Here is a 15,265-nt window from a genome sequence, read left to right on the forward strand (position 1 = left end):
TTAACTATGAGCAGTGTTTTAGCAAATAACATCAGCGGTAAGGTCGTTGTTATCACTGGTGGTAGCAGCGGTTTAGGCGAGACCACGGCAAGACATTTAGCCAGCCTTGGCGCATCTGTTGTTTTAGGTGCCCGACGTATGGAGAAGCTTGAAGCTATTGCTGCTGACATTCACTCAGCAGGCGGAAAAGTTGCGGTTCAAGCGACAGATGTGACTTGCCAGGACGAAGTTAAGGCCCTTTTAAATCTTGCAAAAGAGCGCTTCGGTAAAGTTGATGTGGTTATCAATAATGCAGGGTTAATGGCGATTGCACCGTTAGCTGAGACTCGAGTTGACGAATGGGATCGCATGATTGACATCAACGTTAAAGGTCTGCTGTATGGAGTAGCCGCAGCGCTTCCGATTTTTCAGGCTCAGGGAACAGGCCACTTTATCAATATTTCATCCGTAGCGGGTGTCAAAGTATTCAGTCCCGGCGGCACGGTTTATAGCGGAACCAAATTCGCTGTTCGCGCTATTGCCGAAGGCTTACGCCATGAAGTTGGGGGTAAAATTCGTTCAACAATCATTTCACCAGGTGCAGTCGAATCTGAATTAAAACATGGAAGTTCAGATACTCAGGGTGCAGCCTTTGTAAAAGATTTTTATCAGCAAAATGAAATTCCATCTGAATCTGTTGCTCGTGCTATCGCATACGCAATTGAGCAGCCTGCGGATGTGGATATCAACGAGATTGTTCTGCGCCCAACTGTTCAAGAGTTTTAATTAGTTTAATAAAAGACCTATTAACCAGCGGGTGATTTAACCACCCGCTGAATATTTAGTTTGTGAGGTTATTGATGACAGCGTTAAACAGACAAATGCGTGCTTTGGTATTAGATAGCTATGAAGAGGGTACAGTATTCCGGGAAGCCCTGATTAACTTACCCTCTCCATCAGCAGGTCAGGTGCAAGTAAAAATATTTGCAAGTGGAGTCAACCCTATTGATTACAAGATCCGCCAAGGTATCGCTCCTTATGCCATGCCGGAATTACCCGCAGTACTTGGCACCGATTTAGCTGGAGAAATTGTTGCTATCGGCGACGGCGTCACCGACTTTGCAGTAGGCGATGCAGTTTATGGTCTGACTGGCGGAGTGCGAGGATTGCAAGGATCATTGGCTGAATATGCCAACGTAGATGCTGAGTTACTTGCTCTCAAACCGAAAAATTTGTCCATGCGTGAAGCTGCGGCTTTACCTCTGGTTGCACTTACCGCTTGGGAAGGTTTGGTTGACAAGGCGAATGTTAAAGCGGGCCAGAAAGTCCTTATCCAAGGTGGAGCTGGCGGAGTTGGGCATGTAGCTGTGCAAATTGCTAAGGCCTTAGGTGCCGACGTTTATGCCACTGCATCGACTGGAAAACAAGAACTGCTCAAGGCGGTTGGTGCCACGCCGATTGATTATCACACTGTAAACCCTGCTGACTACGTGGACGCATACACCCAAGGCAAAGGATTCGATATCGTTTACGACACTGTCGGTGGCTCTGTACTCGATGCCTCATTAGGTATCATTGCACATTATGGACATATTTTAAGCTGTGCTGCATTCGACTCACATGACCTGGTACCGTCGTCATTACGCTCTGCAACATTGTCAGCGATTTTTGTGTTACACCCACAGCTCAGCGGAGAGGGGCGCAAACATCATGGTGACATTTTGCGGCAAATTACGGCTCTCGTTGAAGCTGGACAAATTAAGCCACTACTAGATCCGTTACGCTTTTCCCTAGACACGGCAATAGATGCACATAATGCCGTAGAGTTGGGATCAATGGGTAAAGTAGTTATTGATGTAATTGCTTAAAAAGTCATTGTTGAGGATGCATATGAGCCCAAGAAAACTAATTCGAACTGTTCGTTTCATGAATTAGGTGGCCCCGAGGTATTAACTATTGACTCGCTCGCGAGTCCAAGTTTGCAGGCCACTGATGTACGTATTGCGGTCAAAGTTGTTGGGCTCAATCGTGCTGATGCCATGTTTAGGCGAGGCAACTATATAGAAAAGGCTGACTTCCCTTCACGAATCGGCTATGAAGCATCCGGGATAGTCATTGAAGTCGGGGAAGAGGTAAATCATTTACGCCTTGGGGACGAGGTTTGTATTGTCCCTCAGATGGGGCTTTCTCAGAACGGCTGCTATGCAGAAGAGATTGTCGTACCAAGTGAATATGTGGCACTCAAACCAGCAGGGCTAACCTTTGCTGAAGGCGCAGCAGCTTGGATGCAGTACCTGACAGCTTATGGCGCTTTGGTCGAAATTGCTAACGTGCAAAAAGGCGATGCAGTACTGATAACCGCCGCATCGAGCAGTGTTGGATTGGCTGCGATTCAAATTGTGAATGCTCTGGGGGGGTATCCCTATCGCTACAACTCTAACAGGAGCTAAAAAGGCTGCTGTGCTCAAGGCTGGCGCGGCCCATGTGATTGCAACCCCAGAAGAACCGCTAATGGATAGCTTGAGAAGTATCTTGGGAGCAAACAATTTAAAAATCGCATTTGATGCTGTCGGTGGGCCGCAGATAGCTGAAATTGCTGAAGCAATGAGCCCTGAAGGAACAATAATAGTACACGGAGCATTAAGTCCCGAAGCAACTCCTTTTCCCTTAAAAATAGCACTTCGTAAAGGTCTGACAGTTAGGGGGTATGTGTTTACTGAAGTTATAAAAGACATCGAGCGTTTTCGCAGAGCAAAGCAATTTATCCTCTCGGGTTTATCCGAGGGAACACTCAAGCCTGTCATTGATCGAAGTTTTAAATTTGAAGAGATAGTAGCAGCGCATCACTATCTGGAGTCAAATCAGCAGATTGGTAAAATAGTGGTCGAACTTGATTAACAGTTCGTAGCTTCCACTTGTCTCTCAACTCAGTCAGTGGCTGATTTTGGTCGGGAATTTGCGTGTTCAGTGGCGAGTAGCATGGCGGAATTTATTGGAAGGCTAGATAACCCAAGCAATGAGATTCGGACGATCAAACGAGGCGATAAAACTCTAGCTTCTGTACGAAAGTCAGAGCTTTGCATTGGTGGAAGAGAAACTAGGCTTACAATGGGATATAGAAGTCTTGGGGCAACGCTTCACCAGGTGCCTATAAACGTGAATAAATATTTAAGGAGTCTCAATGACAGCTACAAAAGAAGAAGTTATCGCTTTCATGAAATCGGAGTTTCCACAAAGCAAATGCGTTGTGGAAGCAGTGAGCAACGTTGGAGCGACTGTATCTCATCATGTGGGTCAGGATGAATTACGTCCTGGCGGAACGGTTTCGGGGCCTGTCTTAATGAGTGTGGCTGATGTGGCACTTTATGTGGCGATACTTGGTAAAATTGGCATCGTGCCATTGGCAGTAACAACTAGCCTTAACATCAACTTCTTACGTAAGCCATCGGCAAATGAGCGAATCATTGCGGAATGTTCTCTGATAAAAGTCGGCCGTACTCTCGTGGTTGGGGAGGTTTCTCTGTACTCTGAGGGGGTGAGTGATTTGGTAGCACATGCTGTAGGTACATACTCTATACCGCCCTATACATCGGAACGAAGTGAAAATATTAAAACAATTAACTCTCTGAAAGCTTGACTCCGTTTAAAAGAAAAAAGGCAGTTATTTGAGGGGAAGATTAAATGGTTATCAATTGTAATCTTATATAAACGCCTACTTCAGGCCTGCAGCGGAGGCATTGGAGCAATTCGAGGCTAACAAATAAAGTCAGTCGGACAGCTAACGCTGTCGCTGCTTTGGGCGTAGAACGTTCGCCCCTTGTCTACAATGGACTAGCGCGTTAGTAACCTTCAAGGTCCGCTTAACGCTCATTGTTGCTACTCAGTTTTCAATAAACCAACGACTGTTTTACGTACACAGCAGACATATAGCTGATACACAATAGCAATTTACAATACTCTTCGCTGTGAAAAGCTGGGAGAATCGTTCAGTCTCACAGCCATTATGCTACTCATGCGACCGCAAAAAGACTTACTGTGTTTCTCGCAAATTGCCTGAGCGCGTCCCTGAATAAACGCTAAATCCGCTGGATAGAAATATCGGTTCAGTTCACTGGAAGGTTTATTCAGCTCCCTGATACTTTGGATGAATTTACCTGCGACTTCTTTAGGTGATAGCTTAAATTTCCTGGTGATAACTTCGTGCGCCAATACTGAGCCTGGCGATTTATAAACATCCTTGGCAGGAGGACTCTCGCCCTCTTGTACAGCCATCTCCGCCATCGATTTTGAAGGCTCGAGTGAATTAAGCCTCATCCGTGTAGCTTCGATGGCACGTAAGATTACTACACCGGCAGAGATATTCGGTGATGCGGATATTTTATGGCTCTCTAAGAGCTCTTCTTTACAGCCGGACAAGTCCCCTAAATAAAGATGTGCTCTGGCTTTGAGCATGGTTTGCTCTAAATAAGTATTGTTGTATTTACCAACACTCGTTGCTAACTTGTGTTTAGCATTATTTAGAGCTTCAATCGCACGTTCAAATTGACCGCTCATGAAGAATAACTCCCCCAGGTAGTGTTCAGACATAGCTAAACTTCTACTTTCGCCGGTCTCGGTCTTGTCTCTCATCGCTTTGGTGTCTGTCAGAATTGTCTCTGCTGCTTTCCAATCCTCATAATAGAAAGCTTTAATGCGTCCAATCTCTTCACGTGCTCCGATTGTTTTGGAGTGACCGGGGCCCAAACTATTCTGAAATGCAGAAAGCCCACGCTCCACAAATTCAAGCTTCTTTTCAGGCGTGAACGTGTACCAGCTTAAAAGTATTTGGCTATCACCATAGCGAACACGATCTTGCTGTCGATGGGACTTATAAAATTCAGCGGCCAGTAATGCAAGCCGGCGCCCTTCTTTCATGGCTTTCTCTCGACGACATAAGGGCTCCAGGCAGTACAGGATTGCCTTACTGTGTGCCAAGTAGGTGTTTGCGAGAAGCTGTTTGTTCTCTGAGAAGTTCTGTTCAGCTAATGCCATTGCCTCTTTCGATATCCGAAAGGCCTCTTCGCGCCTTTCTAAATCAAGCAAAATATCTGATTTTGTAAGCAGTGCTTCTAGATACTGGACGGACACCAACCCATATGAATTTTCAATATGGTTTTCTTCTCTGGTTACTGCTAATAGCGCTTCTTTATACGCGCCCACACTCATAGCAAAGTGTCTGAAAGCTGAAAGCTTACCAAGTGAGAAAAATACGTCACTGTCTTGTTTGAATGCAATTGCCTTAAGTTCATCTAGTCGCTGGTCACTGTCTTTATCGTCACGTTTGAATTCATTTGCGTTCATCGTTTTGTGGATTAGTAGCTTTCCTTCTAGAAGCTGGTTTTTTGCGTAAATAGCCTCGTTATATAAACTTTTTTCATGGGCAAAATATGTGGGAAAGCATAGGGCAAAGACAGATATCAGGCTGAGTGTAGTGCGCAGTTTAGCGTGGGAAAAAAACCGACTGAGCCACAGTATCAAATTTGGCACTGATCGGCCCAAGGCGAGCTGACTTTTATCAGGTTCGCTTTGTGCGTCGGCCGAATTGTCTTGATATGAACTTACGGCAAGGTTTACTTCACCCTTAAACATGTACCCCTTCTTCGATAAGGTGACAATGAGCTTGCGCCCACTATCACCTAAGCACTGGCGTAGCTCACTGACACTTTGCTTCAGGACATTCTCACTAACAAACTTCCCCTGCCAGACAATATCGAAGAAGCTTTTCGCAGGCACGACCTGCCCGGGTGTCTGTAATAAAATAAGAAGTACTTCTGCCGTTTTGTTTCTTAACACATGTTCATTAGTCGCACATACCAGCAGCTTCTGGTCGGGGTAAAATTTACATCCCTGTCCGAACGAATAGCAGCTTTTAACACTGTTCCCTGTAGCCATCACGGTACCCAAAATTATACTTTCGTCGAGTCACGTTTCTACACTAGCTGGATAAAAACTGAACGGTCAAATTAAGTTTCCATGTAACAGGTATGACTTGTCCGAATATGGCTGTGAATGTGGCCTAAAGTGTTCCGTTTAAAAGTTAAGACAAGTCCAATCCCAATTGACACCCCTTGAAAGCCGTAGCCCAGAGGCAAGTAACCCGCGGGCCACTGTCGAATTCACTCTTTGATACGTAGTTATTAATATCTATACGGAGTCGTCTAGTTATGCCGTAGGGACCCGGGAGCTTTTAGTTTTTAAAAATCATGATGATGCGGAGCATGAAAAGTCAGACTGAGGGTATCTTATTGCTAAACCCAATAGTCATCATTTAATATGCTGTATATAAAAACAGTATTGGCGATCATGATGTTAAAAGTAGTCTCTATTAAAGCGCAGGCTGGCCTCGTTGGGTTCGAATCCCCGGCAAAAGAATACACTGAATTGGGTTTAGACTTAGATGCATTACTAATTGATAAACCAAGCGCAACATTTATTGCATTGGCGCAAGGCCATTCAATGGTCAGGGACGGTATTTTCGATGGTGATTTGCTTATCATCTCTCGCGCCGAACCAATTACAGATATGTGCATCTGCGTGGCTAATCTGAATGGGGTGTTTATCTGTAAGCGGGTGGATAAACGCAATCGGTGCCTGGTAGCCGGCTCAGACGATATCGCCCCCTACTTTTTAAAGGAAGGGGATGACTTTCAGATAGAGGGCGTGGTTATTCGCTCTATAAGATTACATAAACCATTGGCGCACCTCGTATGCTAGCTCTGATTGATGCTACTGGCATGTACGCCTCAGCAGAAAAGGTGTTTGATCCGACTATCCGCGATAAACCGGTAATTGTGTTGAGCAATAACGATGGCTGTATAGTGGCCATGTGTCCGATTGCCAAGCGCCTGGAGGAAGTCCAAAGCTCACTTCGGGCTTTTGTAAACGAAGCGATTCTCATAGCTTGCCTCACTTGTGCGTGATATTTCACACGTATATTCCTTATAGGCAGACCTGGACAGAATCGCGAATTAGAGCCGGTCGTAGCATCTGGCGCAAAGCATTAGGTCGAAGGAATGGCGCTGCAACAGACAGTGGGCCTGGGCGAGCATCTGTTTAATGAGGTATCTCATACACCATTATATTGAAATCTTATAATTATATTTTTCAAATATAATTGCTTATAAAGCTAAAGGATTCACGTAGTCGCCAATAAACGCCGGATCATTTCCAAGCCAACCTTGCTTATAGGGTTGGCTGGAGGTCGCCAACATTTCGCTCTAGTAGCTTTAGATAGACATTAAAAAAGCCGCGTTCTGCTAATGCCTTACAATTTCGTTGAAATTGATTCTATTTTGCACTTATCGCTACCTCTCCCCTAAGTCCGCTTGGTAATTCTAAGCTTTCATTATCTATCCAGGATTCCATCAATACAGTGCCAAATGATTCATCTATATCTTTAGAAATCAGACTGACTGAAGTGTTCAGCAGCTTGTTATAGCTTTTTGCCGTAAACTCAACGCCATCACCATTGTCTATTTGATAGGAAACTCCCTGAGGGACGCGATACTGTATACGAAGCCGGCGTAGGTCCGCTATCTTGAAAAGTGCTGCTCCGGCTTTGTCATCACTCATAACCAAATCTCCCTTTTCCACCTCTCGGTTTATTACATGGCCATCAAATGGGGCGCGAACGGTCAAGAAAGCTTGCTGAAGCTTTTTACGTGCAATTTTTGCTTTTATCGCGTCAATAAAAGCTTCTGATTTTTCCACTTTGGCTTGCAAGCGGTCATTGTCAGAAGCACTAATCAAGTTATCTTCACGCAGACGCTCTGAACGGTTGAAGTTCAGCTCATTCAGTTTATGCTCAGCCTCAGCTTCCTTAAGCTCTGCCAGGAGAATGCGAAGCTCTGTATCCAATATGGGATCATTGATAGTCAATAATACATCGCCCCGAGAAACGGCATCACCAATTTCTACATATACTTCATCGACGATTCCAGTAGCTCTCGAATGAAGATCGGCCATCTTCCAAGCCCTAGTAATCGCTGGGATAACGGTCATAGGTTGGCTTTCAAATGTAGCGGAGTCGCGTGAAACTGAATCAGCTAATGATTGCAAAGGCCAATTTGCTATTAGTGTTGCCAGAGTTGCTAGGATTAACTTATTTGCTGGCATCTTCAGGTACCTCGTTTTCTGTGAATAAGCGCTTTTCGCGCATGCTGATTAATAAGGGCACGATAGTTAACGTAGCCGGCGTGCCAAAAAGTAAGCCCCCCATCACAGCCCTTGCCAGAGGAGCGTTCTGCTCTGCCCCTTCACCTAAGGCTAGTGCCATAGGCAGCATTCCTATAAGCATGGCAATTGCGGTCATCATTACTGGTCGCATTCGAGCGCTTATCGCTTCTAATGCTGCCCGAACTGAAGGGTGGCCATCCAACATGGCGTATCGCGCAAAACTAACCAGAAGTACACTGTTTGCAGTAGTGACACCCATAACCATAATCATGCCCATAAAAGCCGATACGCTCAGGGTTGTCCCGGTTATCCAAAGTGAGACAAAAGCGCCTGTAATGGCAAAAGGCATTGCACCTAGCGCCATTAAAGGTAGAGCCCAGGATTGGAAGTTGGTCACCATTAACAGGTAAACAAGCACCGCTGCCATCGCCATACCTAATGCAAGTGTGGTGTAAGCATCTTCCATGTCACCTGCCTGGCCTTGTGTAACAACGCGTGTTTGGGGAGGAAGGTGGCCTTTGAACTTGTTAATCACGCCTCTGACATCATTGTACACGGCCCCTAAATCTCTTTTATCCACATTCACCAAAATGCTCACCACTGGTGCCAACATCTGTCTCCTGATATTTGCTGGCCGGGTTCGCTTTTTTATTTCAACGAAGTTTCTCAATAAGATGGGATTTCCCGATGAATCAAAATCCACCGGTATGTTAAGTAGCTCCTCCAAATTACCAAGCTGACTGGATGGAACCTGGGCGGCTACGATGTAGCTTATGCCATTATTTGCCCAGCTATTTGGGTAAACCGTGGCGCTGGAGCTAAGCGATACTAAAATTGCCTGACTGATTTTGCCTATATCAACACCTAGTTGCTGTGCTCTCACTCTATCGATTTCAAGATATACGTCAGGCCAGGCCGAAATCTGGCCGAGCGTGATGTCCACTGCCCCAGGTATACCATTAAGGCTCTCCATCATCTGTTTAGCGGCTTCCAGGCTCCTTTGTACATCACGGCCGGTCAGGTTGACTTCGATAGCGGCTCTGGCTGTACCATTGAGGGTCTGCGCTATGATATCTGCAGGCCTGAACATGACCGTTAATTCGGGTAGTTCAGCAGCTAGCCGCTCTCTTAGTTTACGAATGTACTGTTTTGTTGGCGCGTGCTCAGCCGCCAACTGGATAAAGACTTCGCCTTCAGATGGCATCGTTAACATACTGGGTACCCAGGTTCTGTTTATTGGGTCCGGAGGCCCGATTTTCTCGGCAACCGCTTGTAACTCCTGCTGCGGAATAACCTGATTCACAACCTCCCTCACCTTTGCAAACATTTTTGCGGTATGCTCCAGTGAACTGCCGCTCTCTGCTCTTATAAACAGTTTGATTCCCCCTGCGTCCGATTCAGGGAAATAATCTTTTCCTATCAGTGAGGAAGTTGTGCCTAAGAGCAGCAGTAAGGTCACAAGTGCAAGAGGCAGTACCAACGCTTTTCTTTTCATTAAAGCACTGACATTATGGACTTGCCGATGGATTAGCGCATCGCTCAGACGCTCGACTAAACTATGAACCCGGTGCAGCCATGTACGTGAGTGAGGCTGTGTTTTCTCACTCTTTACTCTTAACAGCATAAAGGCCAGTGTAGGTACAAGTGTTCGCGAGAGGATGAAAGAAGACACCATTGAAAGGAGTACAGCCATAGCCAATGGTCTGAAGACAAATGCGCTCGCCCCTTCAAGAGTAAAAATCGGCAGCAAGACGATACAGATACTTAGCGTCGATACGAACTCAGGGAATACAACTTGTCTGGCACTGTCTAACACAGCTTGACGAACAGACTTGCCCATACCGATGTTGCGGTTAATGTTTTCTACTTCGACCAGTGCATTGTCGACTAAAATGCCGATTGCCAGCCCGAGTCCCCCCAGAGTCATCAGGTTGAGTGTGTACCCAGCCAGGCTAAGACCCGTGAGAGCACTTAAAAGTGCAAGCGGAATGGACGTCAATACTATTGCCGTGCTCTTTGCGCTTCCCAAAAAAAGGAGTACCACAACAGCAACGAGAAAGGAGACCAGTACAGCCTCATGAATTACCGTATCCCTGGCGGCAATAACAAAGCGTGACTGATCGAAAACGGGTTCTAGGCGAAGGCCCTCAGGCGCATTTTTCCTTATCTCCGGAAGCCGTTGTTTAATTTCATTAATAATATCAACCGTAGAGGCATTACCCAGTTTTAGTATTGAGACCATAACCCCTGGTTCGCCATCAAGGTTCGACATGCTGGTTTGCTCTGCGCCACCATCTCTGATATTCGCTACATCGCCTAACCTAACCACAGAATCTTTCGTGCTTTTTATAGGAATGTCAGCAAAGCTATTGAGATCTACAGGACTGGCGTTGGTCGAAACTGTCCAACGGGTCGACTCAACGGTGACTTCACCAGAGGGCAGTGTGACATTTTGTTGTGCCAGCGCACGAGCAACATCTTCAGCGCTTACGCCAGCATTGCGCATTTTATCGCTGTTCAAGTCCAGCATGAGCTGACGAGTGGTTCCTCCATATGGGAGGGATAATCGAAGTCCGGGAATTGACTGAATTTGTCTGCGCAGTGTTAAACGCGCGTAATCGTACAACTGTGACTCAGTTAAGTTCGCCGATGAAATGGCAAGCTGCAGTACCGGCACACTGGAGGTGGAATAATTGACAACCAATGGTGGTGTCATCCCCTCAGGCAACCGCTTTAAGATTGTTTGCGAGACGCTGGTGATTTGAGACAGTGCAACGTCGATTTTAGCATTTTGATGAAACTGGACCTGAATCATCGAATAGCCGTTACCGCTGTCTGAAGCCACCATTTTAACATCGTCCACGTTATTCATTATCGCAATTTCGCTGAAGGACGAAATTTTTGATGCCATATCGCTTGCCGCCAGCCCCGGGTATGTCCATAAAACATTTACGTAAGGGATATTTATCGATGGCAAAATGTCGGTAGACATTTTAAATACGCTTCGCGCACCAAACAAAATGAGCAGCAATACTAACGCACCAAGAGTATACCGTTGCCGTAGCGCAAGACTGACTATCCACATTACTGGTCGTCTCCAGCGCCCATTATTTGTTCGAGTTGTGATTTTCCAGGAAGACCCATTTGGAGGCTAACGGCATTATTGCCGTCTTTGTAATAAATAGCTGGCGTCGCACTGACCCCCAAGCTTTGCATTAGTGCATGATTGGCGTTTAGCTTTTCTTTAACACTATCAGACAGTGAGGCAATGGCGCGAACGTCAATCTCGTTACCGGATTCGTGCTGGTATAGTGCTGTAGCGGGATTCTCTGCACTTAAAATTGCAGCCGATTTATCGAAGCTATCTGCTTTTAGAATCCCCACCAGTATGTGTCGGATTTGTACTTTCCCGGTTTCCACCCAGGGTCTGGCTTGTTGCCAGAACTTCTTACAGTAGGGACAATTCGGATCGGTAAACGTGTAAATCACCCTCTCGGCATCTTTGTCACCATCAGGGATCCAATTTGATGAGGCAAGTGCCTGCCAGTTTTTCTCGCTTTGCGGACCAGTTATATATGCACTTAGTGCTGTTTCACCCATGTCGCGGCCCGTCGAATCCAGCATTTTACCTGTGAACAGAAACTGCTTATCTTCAGTCAGGTAGACGGTCAGGGCATTCCCCCTGAAGTCAATAATGTAACCAGTAAACCCCGAAGGCGCGTCAAACGCGTCGACAACTTCACCTCCCTGCTTTTCTACAAATTTAAGTGGCTCTGGTACTGATGATGCGATTGCCACGCCGGACTTTACGATAGTTAGAAATAAAAGGGTGTTTTTAAGCATTTTTTACTCTCCGCATTACTTGTTCAAATCATTCAACAGGGGCACTAAATAATGTTGCAATGTGGCTTGTGACAGCTCCCCCATGTGACTGTCGACAAGCTCGCCATCAGCATTAAAAAACAGCGTAGTGGGAAGGCCATAGGCACCTAATTGCGCAGACGATTTACCGGAAAAGTCGAAATAGCTGTTCTTTATCGTTATTTGTTGACTCTCTAAGAATTGGCGGGCTTTTTCAGGCGATTCTTTTTGATTTATGAAGACGAATTGAACGGCGTCGTGTTTTTGCTGCGCATCTTGCAGAATAGGCATTTCCCGACGACAGGGTGGACACCAGCTAGCCCAAAAGTTAACGATTAGTGGCTTTCCCGTCTGGGTGTTCACTACATGTGGCCTACCTTGTGCTGTGACTACATCCACACTCGTCACAGCATTTTGACTACTGATTAAAGTATTAAATAAAAAAAGCGGGAAAATGATTACGCCAGTGAACAGTGCAGATTTAAGATATGCAGACATCAGTTTACGATTGCCGCGAGCCCGAATCATGATGAAGATAATTCCTGCAAACCAGCCAACAGCCTGATTAAAGCCACCATCTCTGATATCAAGTATTGCAAACCAATCATTTTGATAAACATCCCACAATGCAATAACGAACGTTATACGGGATGCAAGAAAGCCAATAACCATGCCCCAAAATAACGTGTCGGTAGCAAGCTTTTTGTGGACGGTTGACTTTGTAAGAATACTCACAAAAATCCAAAATAGAAAAATACTGACTAACACAAGGGCTGTACTAGTCATCAACGCGAATGGTCCAATCGATATACTGGTCACAATAGATACGAAGTTGGCGAATTGTGCTGGCAGGTTAACTAGCGTAGATTAATTTGAAATTAATCTTGAACAGATACCTTATGAATATCCGACAGATAAACCAATAAGGCTTATGAATATATTACTTGTAGAAGATGATGCTGTTATTGCAGATGCAATATGCGTCTATCTGGGCCATTCGGTTATGCAGGTTACTCACGCTGCTACCATCTCTGAAGCAAAGCACTACCTAACCACATGCCTGTTTGACATGTGCCTGCTGGATATAGCGTTGCCCGATGGTAGCGGAACTTCGCTTATAAAATTCGCCAGAAAACGTAATCAGGACCTCCCAATTATTCTTCTAACAGCAAAAGACGCGCTTGATGACAAGATTCAGGGGCTGAATGCCGGAGCAGATGACTACGTAACAAAGCCGTTTGACTTCGAAGAGCTTATGGCAAGAATCCATAGTGTTTACAGACGCTCTACCCGTCAGCTTGATAGCTTTTTGAGACACGGTAATTTGCACTACGACTTGGCAAACAAGGAAGTAAAGCTCAAGGACGAACGCCTGACTCTTTCAGCGTCAGAGTTAAGATTGCTTACTGCGTTTTTATCAAACTCCAATAGGATATTGAGTGAGAATCAGCTAAAAGACTATCTATACGGGGTGGATGAGGATGTGAGTAGCAATGCACTTAACGTTCACTTGTTCAACTTGAGAAAGAAAGTCGGTAAAAACATTATCATTACTGAGCGTGGACTTGGCTTTCGCTTAGCCTCAGTCGAAGAGCAAAACCAATGAGTCTTCGACTGAAGCTTATACTAATAATTGCGCCCGTGTTTTTCCTTTTTTGGATGGTCGCAAGCTATTTTTCGGTTTTCCAGTTGAAAGATGAAATCAATCAAGCCATGGATAACCGCTTACTCTCTACGGCAAAAATGGTTAATAATTTAATTTTGTCTAATCAGAACACGTCCTCGAAATTCGGGTTAGAGGGCGTAGAACGATTCAGTGATACCGGCTCCACAAAAGGACTTGCCTGCAAGGTAAGCTTATTAAATGGTGAAGTGATTGCTAATAGTCATCCTAATGAATTAAACCTGCCAGATTCATTGCCTTCAGGCTTTAATACCATAGCTATTAATGATGGTGAGTGGCGGGTGTATACGCTCGCCACAAAGGAACATAACGTCGTTATCGCTGAGAGGCTGTCTGAACGTCACTCCATCTTTATTGAAATTGTGCTGGTGAGTGCGCTACCCACCCTTATCGCCATTCTCGTATCATTCATAATCATCTGGTTTGCATTGGGTCACGAACTTAAGCCGCTTCAGCTTTTGAAAAAAGCGATTACGGACAGGTCACCCAACGACCTACAACCCATCCGGATAGCCCATAAACTTGTCGAGCTCACCCCGCTTATCGAAAGTCAGAATGCGCTTTTTAGAAAGGTTGAAAGTGCAATAGAAAGAGAAAAATCATTTACGGACAATGCCGCACATGAGTTGAGAACCCCACTCACCGGTATCATTAGTCAGCTTCAGGTTGCTAACATTACCCAAGGAAACTCCCAGAAAAACGCGATTAAGAAAAGCCTTTACAGTGCAACCCGTCTTCAAAGCCTTGTTGAGAACTTGCTTTTACTTGCCAGAGTAGAGAACGAGAGTGTTCTTGGTAATGTTTCTGCCTGGAATGTAGATAGCGAGTTGAATAGCGTTTTTAACGAACTGGGCATTGAGCGTGACGATGTAGATACTCAGATCGAATGCAACTCGAACATCAACTGCATCCCAGCATTTGCCTTCGGTATGATAATAAAAAATTTAATAGAGAATGCGCGACAACATGGTGAAACAGGCTACCCCATCTCATTAGTAATACAAGAAACGAACGATACCTTAACTATAAAGGTACAAAACTTCGCGCAACTTACTGATAAAGCGCTCGAGAAAATGACACAGCGTTTCTGGAGAGATAGTACAGCGCGTGGAACTGGGCTTGGCTTGACCATCGTTGAAGCACTAGTTACTAAGTTGAGAGGTAGCATTAGCTTTGTTTATGTCAGAAATCAATTAAGTGTCTGCTTGGAATTTGCAACTGGTGAGCCCTCTAGTTCCCTAGACACTTTATAGCTTTGTAGAGGTCAATAAAACCTGGGCACCTTTTTAGCTAATCTTTCCGCTTTTGCCGGTAGTAGCCCATCGTTAAATTGATGCGGTCCTTTACATAGATTTAGTATGTCCAACGCTGAACGCGATTTATTAATGTTGATAGCGGAAAAAAAATTTATCTGAAAAATTTTCAGAAGCTTTTCGATCCTTATAAGAAGTTGACTTATGCTCAAGCTATTCAACTGTTTGAAACTAGAATTAGTTTCTTGGTCGCTAGTAGCGATTCTTAGGTAGC

The 15,265-nt window shown here is 45.1% G+C and carries 12 protein-coding genes and 1 pseudogene; 8 read left to right on the forward strand and 5 right to left on the reverse strand.

Annotation, left to right across the window (positions count from 1 at the left end):
• The first annotated feature begins 6 nt into the window (after nucleotides 1-6).
• The 4 genes and pseudogenes from FBQ74_RS18100 to FBQ74_RS18115 all read left to right on the forward strand — a co-directional run bounded on the left by FBQ74_RS18100 (nucleotide 7) and on the right by FBQ74_RS18115 (nucleotide 3,616).
• Nucleotides 7-765, forward strand: coding sequence for an SDR family oxidoreductase (locus FBQ74_RS18100; RefSeq protein ID WP_139758271.1), 759 nt, complete (start codon nucleotides 7-9; stop codon nucleotides 763-765).
• Nucleotides 766-839: 74 nt separating this feature from the next.
• Nucleotides 840-1,847, forward strand: a complete 1,008-nt coding sequence (locus FBQ74_RS18105) for a zinc-dependent alcohol dehydrogenase family protein (protein ID WP_139758145.1) — start codon at nucleotides 840-842, stop codon at nucleotides 1,845-1,847.
• A 22-nt stretch (nucleotides 1,848-1,869) separates the two neighbouring features.
• Nucleotides 1,870-2,877 (forward strand): annotated as a pseudogene (locus tag FBQ74_RS18110) (zinc-dependent alcohol dehydrogenase family protein).
• 283 nt (nucleotides 2,878-3,160) lie between these two features.
• Entirely contained in the window at nucleotides 3,161-3,616 is a 456-nt protein-coding gene (locus tag FBQ74_RS18115) for a PaaI family thioesterase (RefSeq protein WP_139758146.1), read from the forward strand.
• Nucleotides 3,617-3,927: 311 nt separating this feature from the next.
• Here FBQ74_RS18115 and FBQ74_RS18120 read toward each other — a convergent pair whose 3' ends face one another.
• Nucleotides 3,928-5,910, reverse strand: a complete 1,983-nt coding sequence (locus tag FBQ74_RS18120) for a winged helix-turn-helix domain-containing protein (RefSeq protein ID WP_139758147.1) — start codon at nucleotides 5,908-5,910, stop codon at nucleotides 3,928-3,930.
• Nucleotides 5,911-6,324: 414 nt separating this feature from the next.
• Here FBQ74_RS18120 and FBQ74_RS18125 point away from each other — a divergent pair, with 414 nt between their 5' ends.
• Nucleotides 6,325-6,732: a LexA family protein gene (locus tag FBQ74_RS18125; protein ID WP_139758272.1), complete on the forward strand. Its 408-nt coding sequence runs from the start codon at nucleotides 6,325-6,327 to the stop codon at nucleotides 6,730-6,732.
• Nucleotides 6,726-6,938 (forward strand): Y-family DNA polymerase, encoded by a 213-nt coding sequence (locus tag FBQ74_RS18130; protein ID WP_408641364.1) that lies wholly within the window; start codon nucleotides 6,726-6,728, stop codon nucleotides 6,936-6,938. Before FBQ74_RS18125 ends, FBQ74_RS18130 begins: the two co-directional genes overlap by 7 nt.
• A gap of 367 nt (nucleotides 6,939-7,305) precedes the next feature.
• Here FBQ74_RS18130 and FBQ74_RS18135 read toward each other — a convergent pair whose 3' ends face one another.
• From FBQ74_RS18135 to FBQ74_RS18150, 4 genes are read right to left on the reverse strand one after another with little or no spacing between them, the layout of a single operon-like run.
• Nucleotides 7,306-8,133, reverse strand: a complete 828-nt coding sequence (locus tag FBQ74_RS18135) for an efflux RND transporter periplasmic adaptor subunit (protein ID WP_139758148.1) — start codon at nucleotides 8,131-8,133, stop codon at nucleotides 7,306-7,308.
• The gene (locus FBQ74_RS18140) at nucleotides 8,120-11,278 is read right to left on the reverse strand and encodes an efflux RND transporter permease subunit (RefSeq protein ID WP_139758149.1); all 3,159 of its coding nucleotides are present in this window, start codon (nucleotides 11,276-11,278) and stop codon (nucleotides 8,120-8,122) included. The genes FBQ74_RS18135 and FBQ74_RS18140 overlap by 14 nt, the downstream gene beginning before the upstream one ends.
• Nucleotides 11,278-12,036 carry a thiol:disulfide interchange protein DsbG gene (dsbG, locus tag FBQ74_RS18145; protein WP_139758150.1) on the reverse strand — a complete coding sequence of 253 codons (759 nt, stop codon included), beginning with the start codon at nucleotides 12,034-12,036 and terminating at the stop codon, nucleotides 11,278-11,280. Before dsbG ends, FBQ74_RS18140 begins: the two co-directional genes overlap by 1 nt.
• 15 nt (nucleotides 12,037-12,051) lie before the next feature.
• Complete coding sequence (locus FBQ74_RS18150; RefSeq protein WP_408641365.1) at nucleotides 12,052-12,789, reverse strand: redoxin family protein; 738 nt, start codon at nucleotides 12,787-12,789, stop codon at nucleotides 12,052-12,054.
• A 196-nt stretch (nucleotides 12,790-12,985) separates the two neighbouring features.
• On the opposite strand from FBQ74_RS18150, the gene FBQ74_RS18155 reads away from it, so the two are divergent.
• Together FBQ74_RS18155 and FBQ74_RS18160 are read left to right on the forward strand one after the other, a co-directional pair.
• The gene (locus FBQ74_RS18155) at nucleotides 12,986-13,660 is read left to right on the forward strand and encodes a response regulator transcription factor (protein ID WP_139758152.1); all 675 of its coding nucleotides are present in this window, start codon (nucleotides 12,986-12,988) and stop codon (nucleotides 13,658-13,660) included.
• Complete coding sequence (locus FBQ74_RS18160) at nucleotides 13,657-14,991, forward strand: histidine kinase dimerization/phospho-acceptor domain-containing protein (protein ID WP_139758153.1); 1,335 nt, start codon at nucleotides 13,657-13,659, stop codon at nucleotides 14,989-14,991. The genes FBQ74_RS18155 and FBQ74_RS18160 overlap by 4 nt, the downstream gene beginning before the upstream one ends.
• Nucleotides 14,992-15,265 lie beyond the last annotated feature (274 nt).

The organism is Salinimonas iocasae, from assembly GCF_006228385.1.
Taxonomy (GTDB): Bacteria; Pseudomonadota; Gammaproteobacteria; order Enterobacterales; family Alteromonadaceae; genus Alteromonas; species Alteromonas iocasae.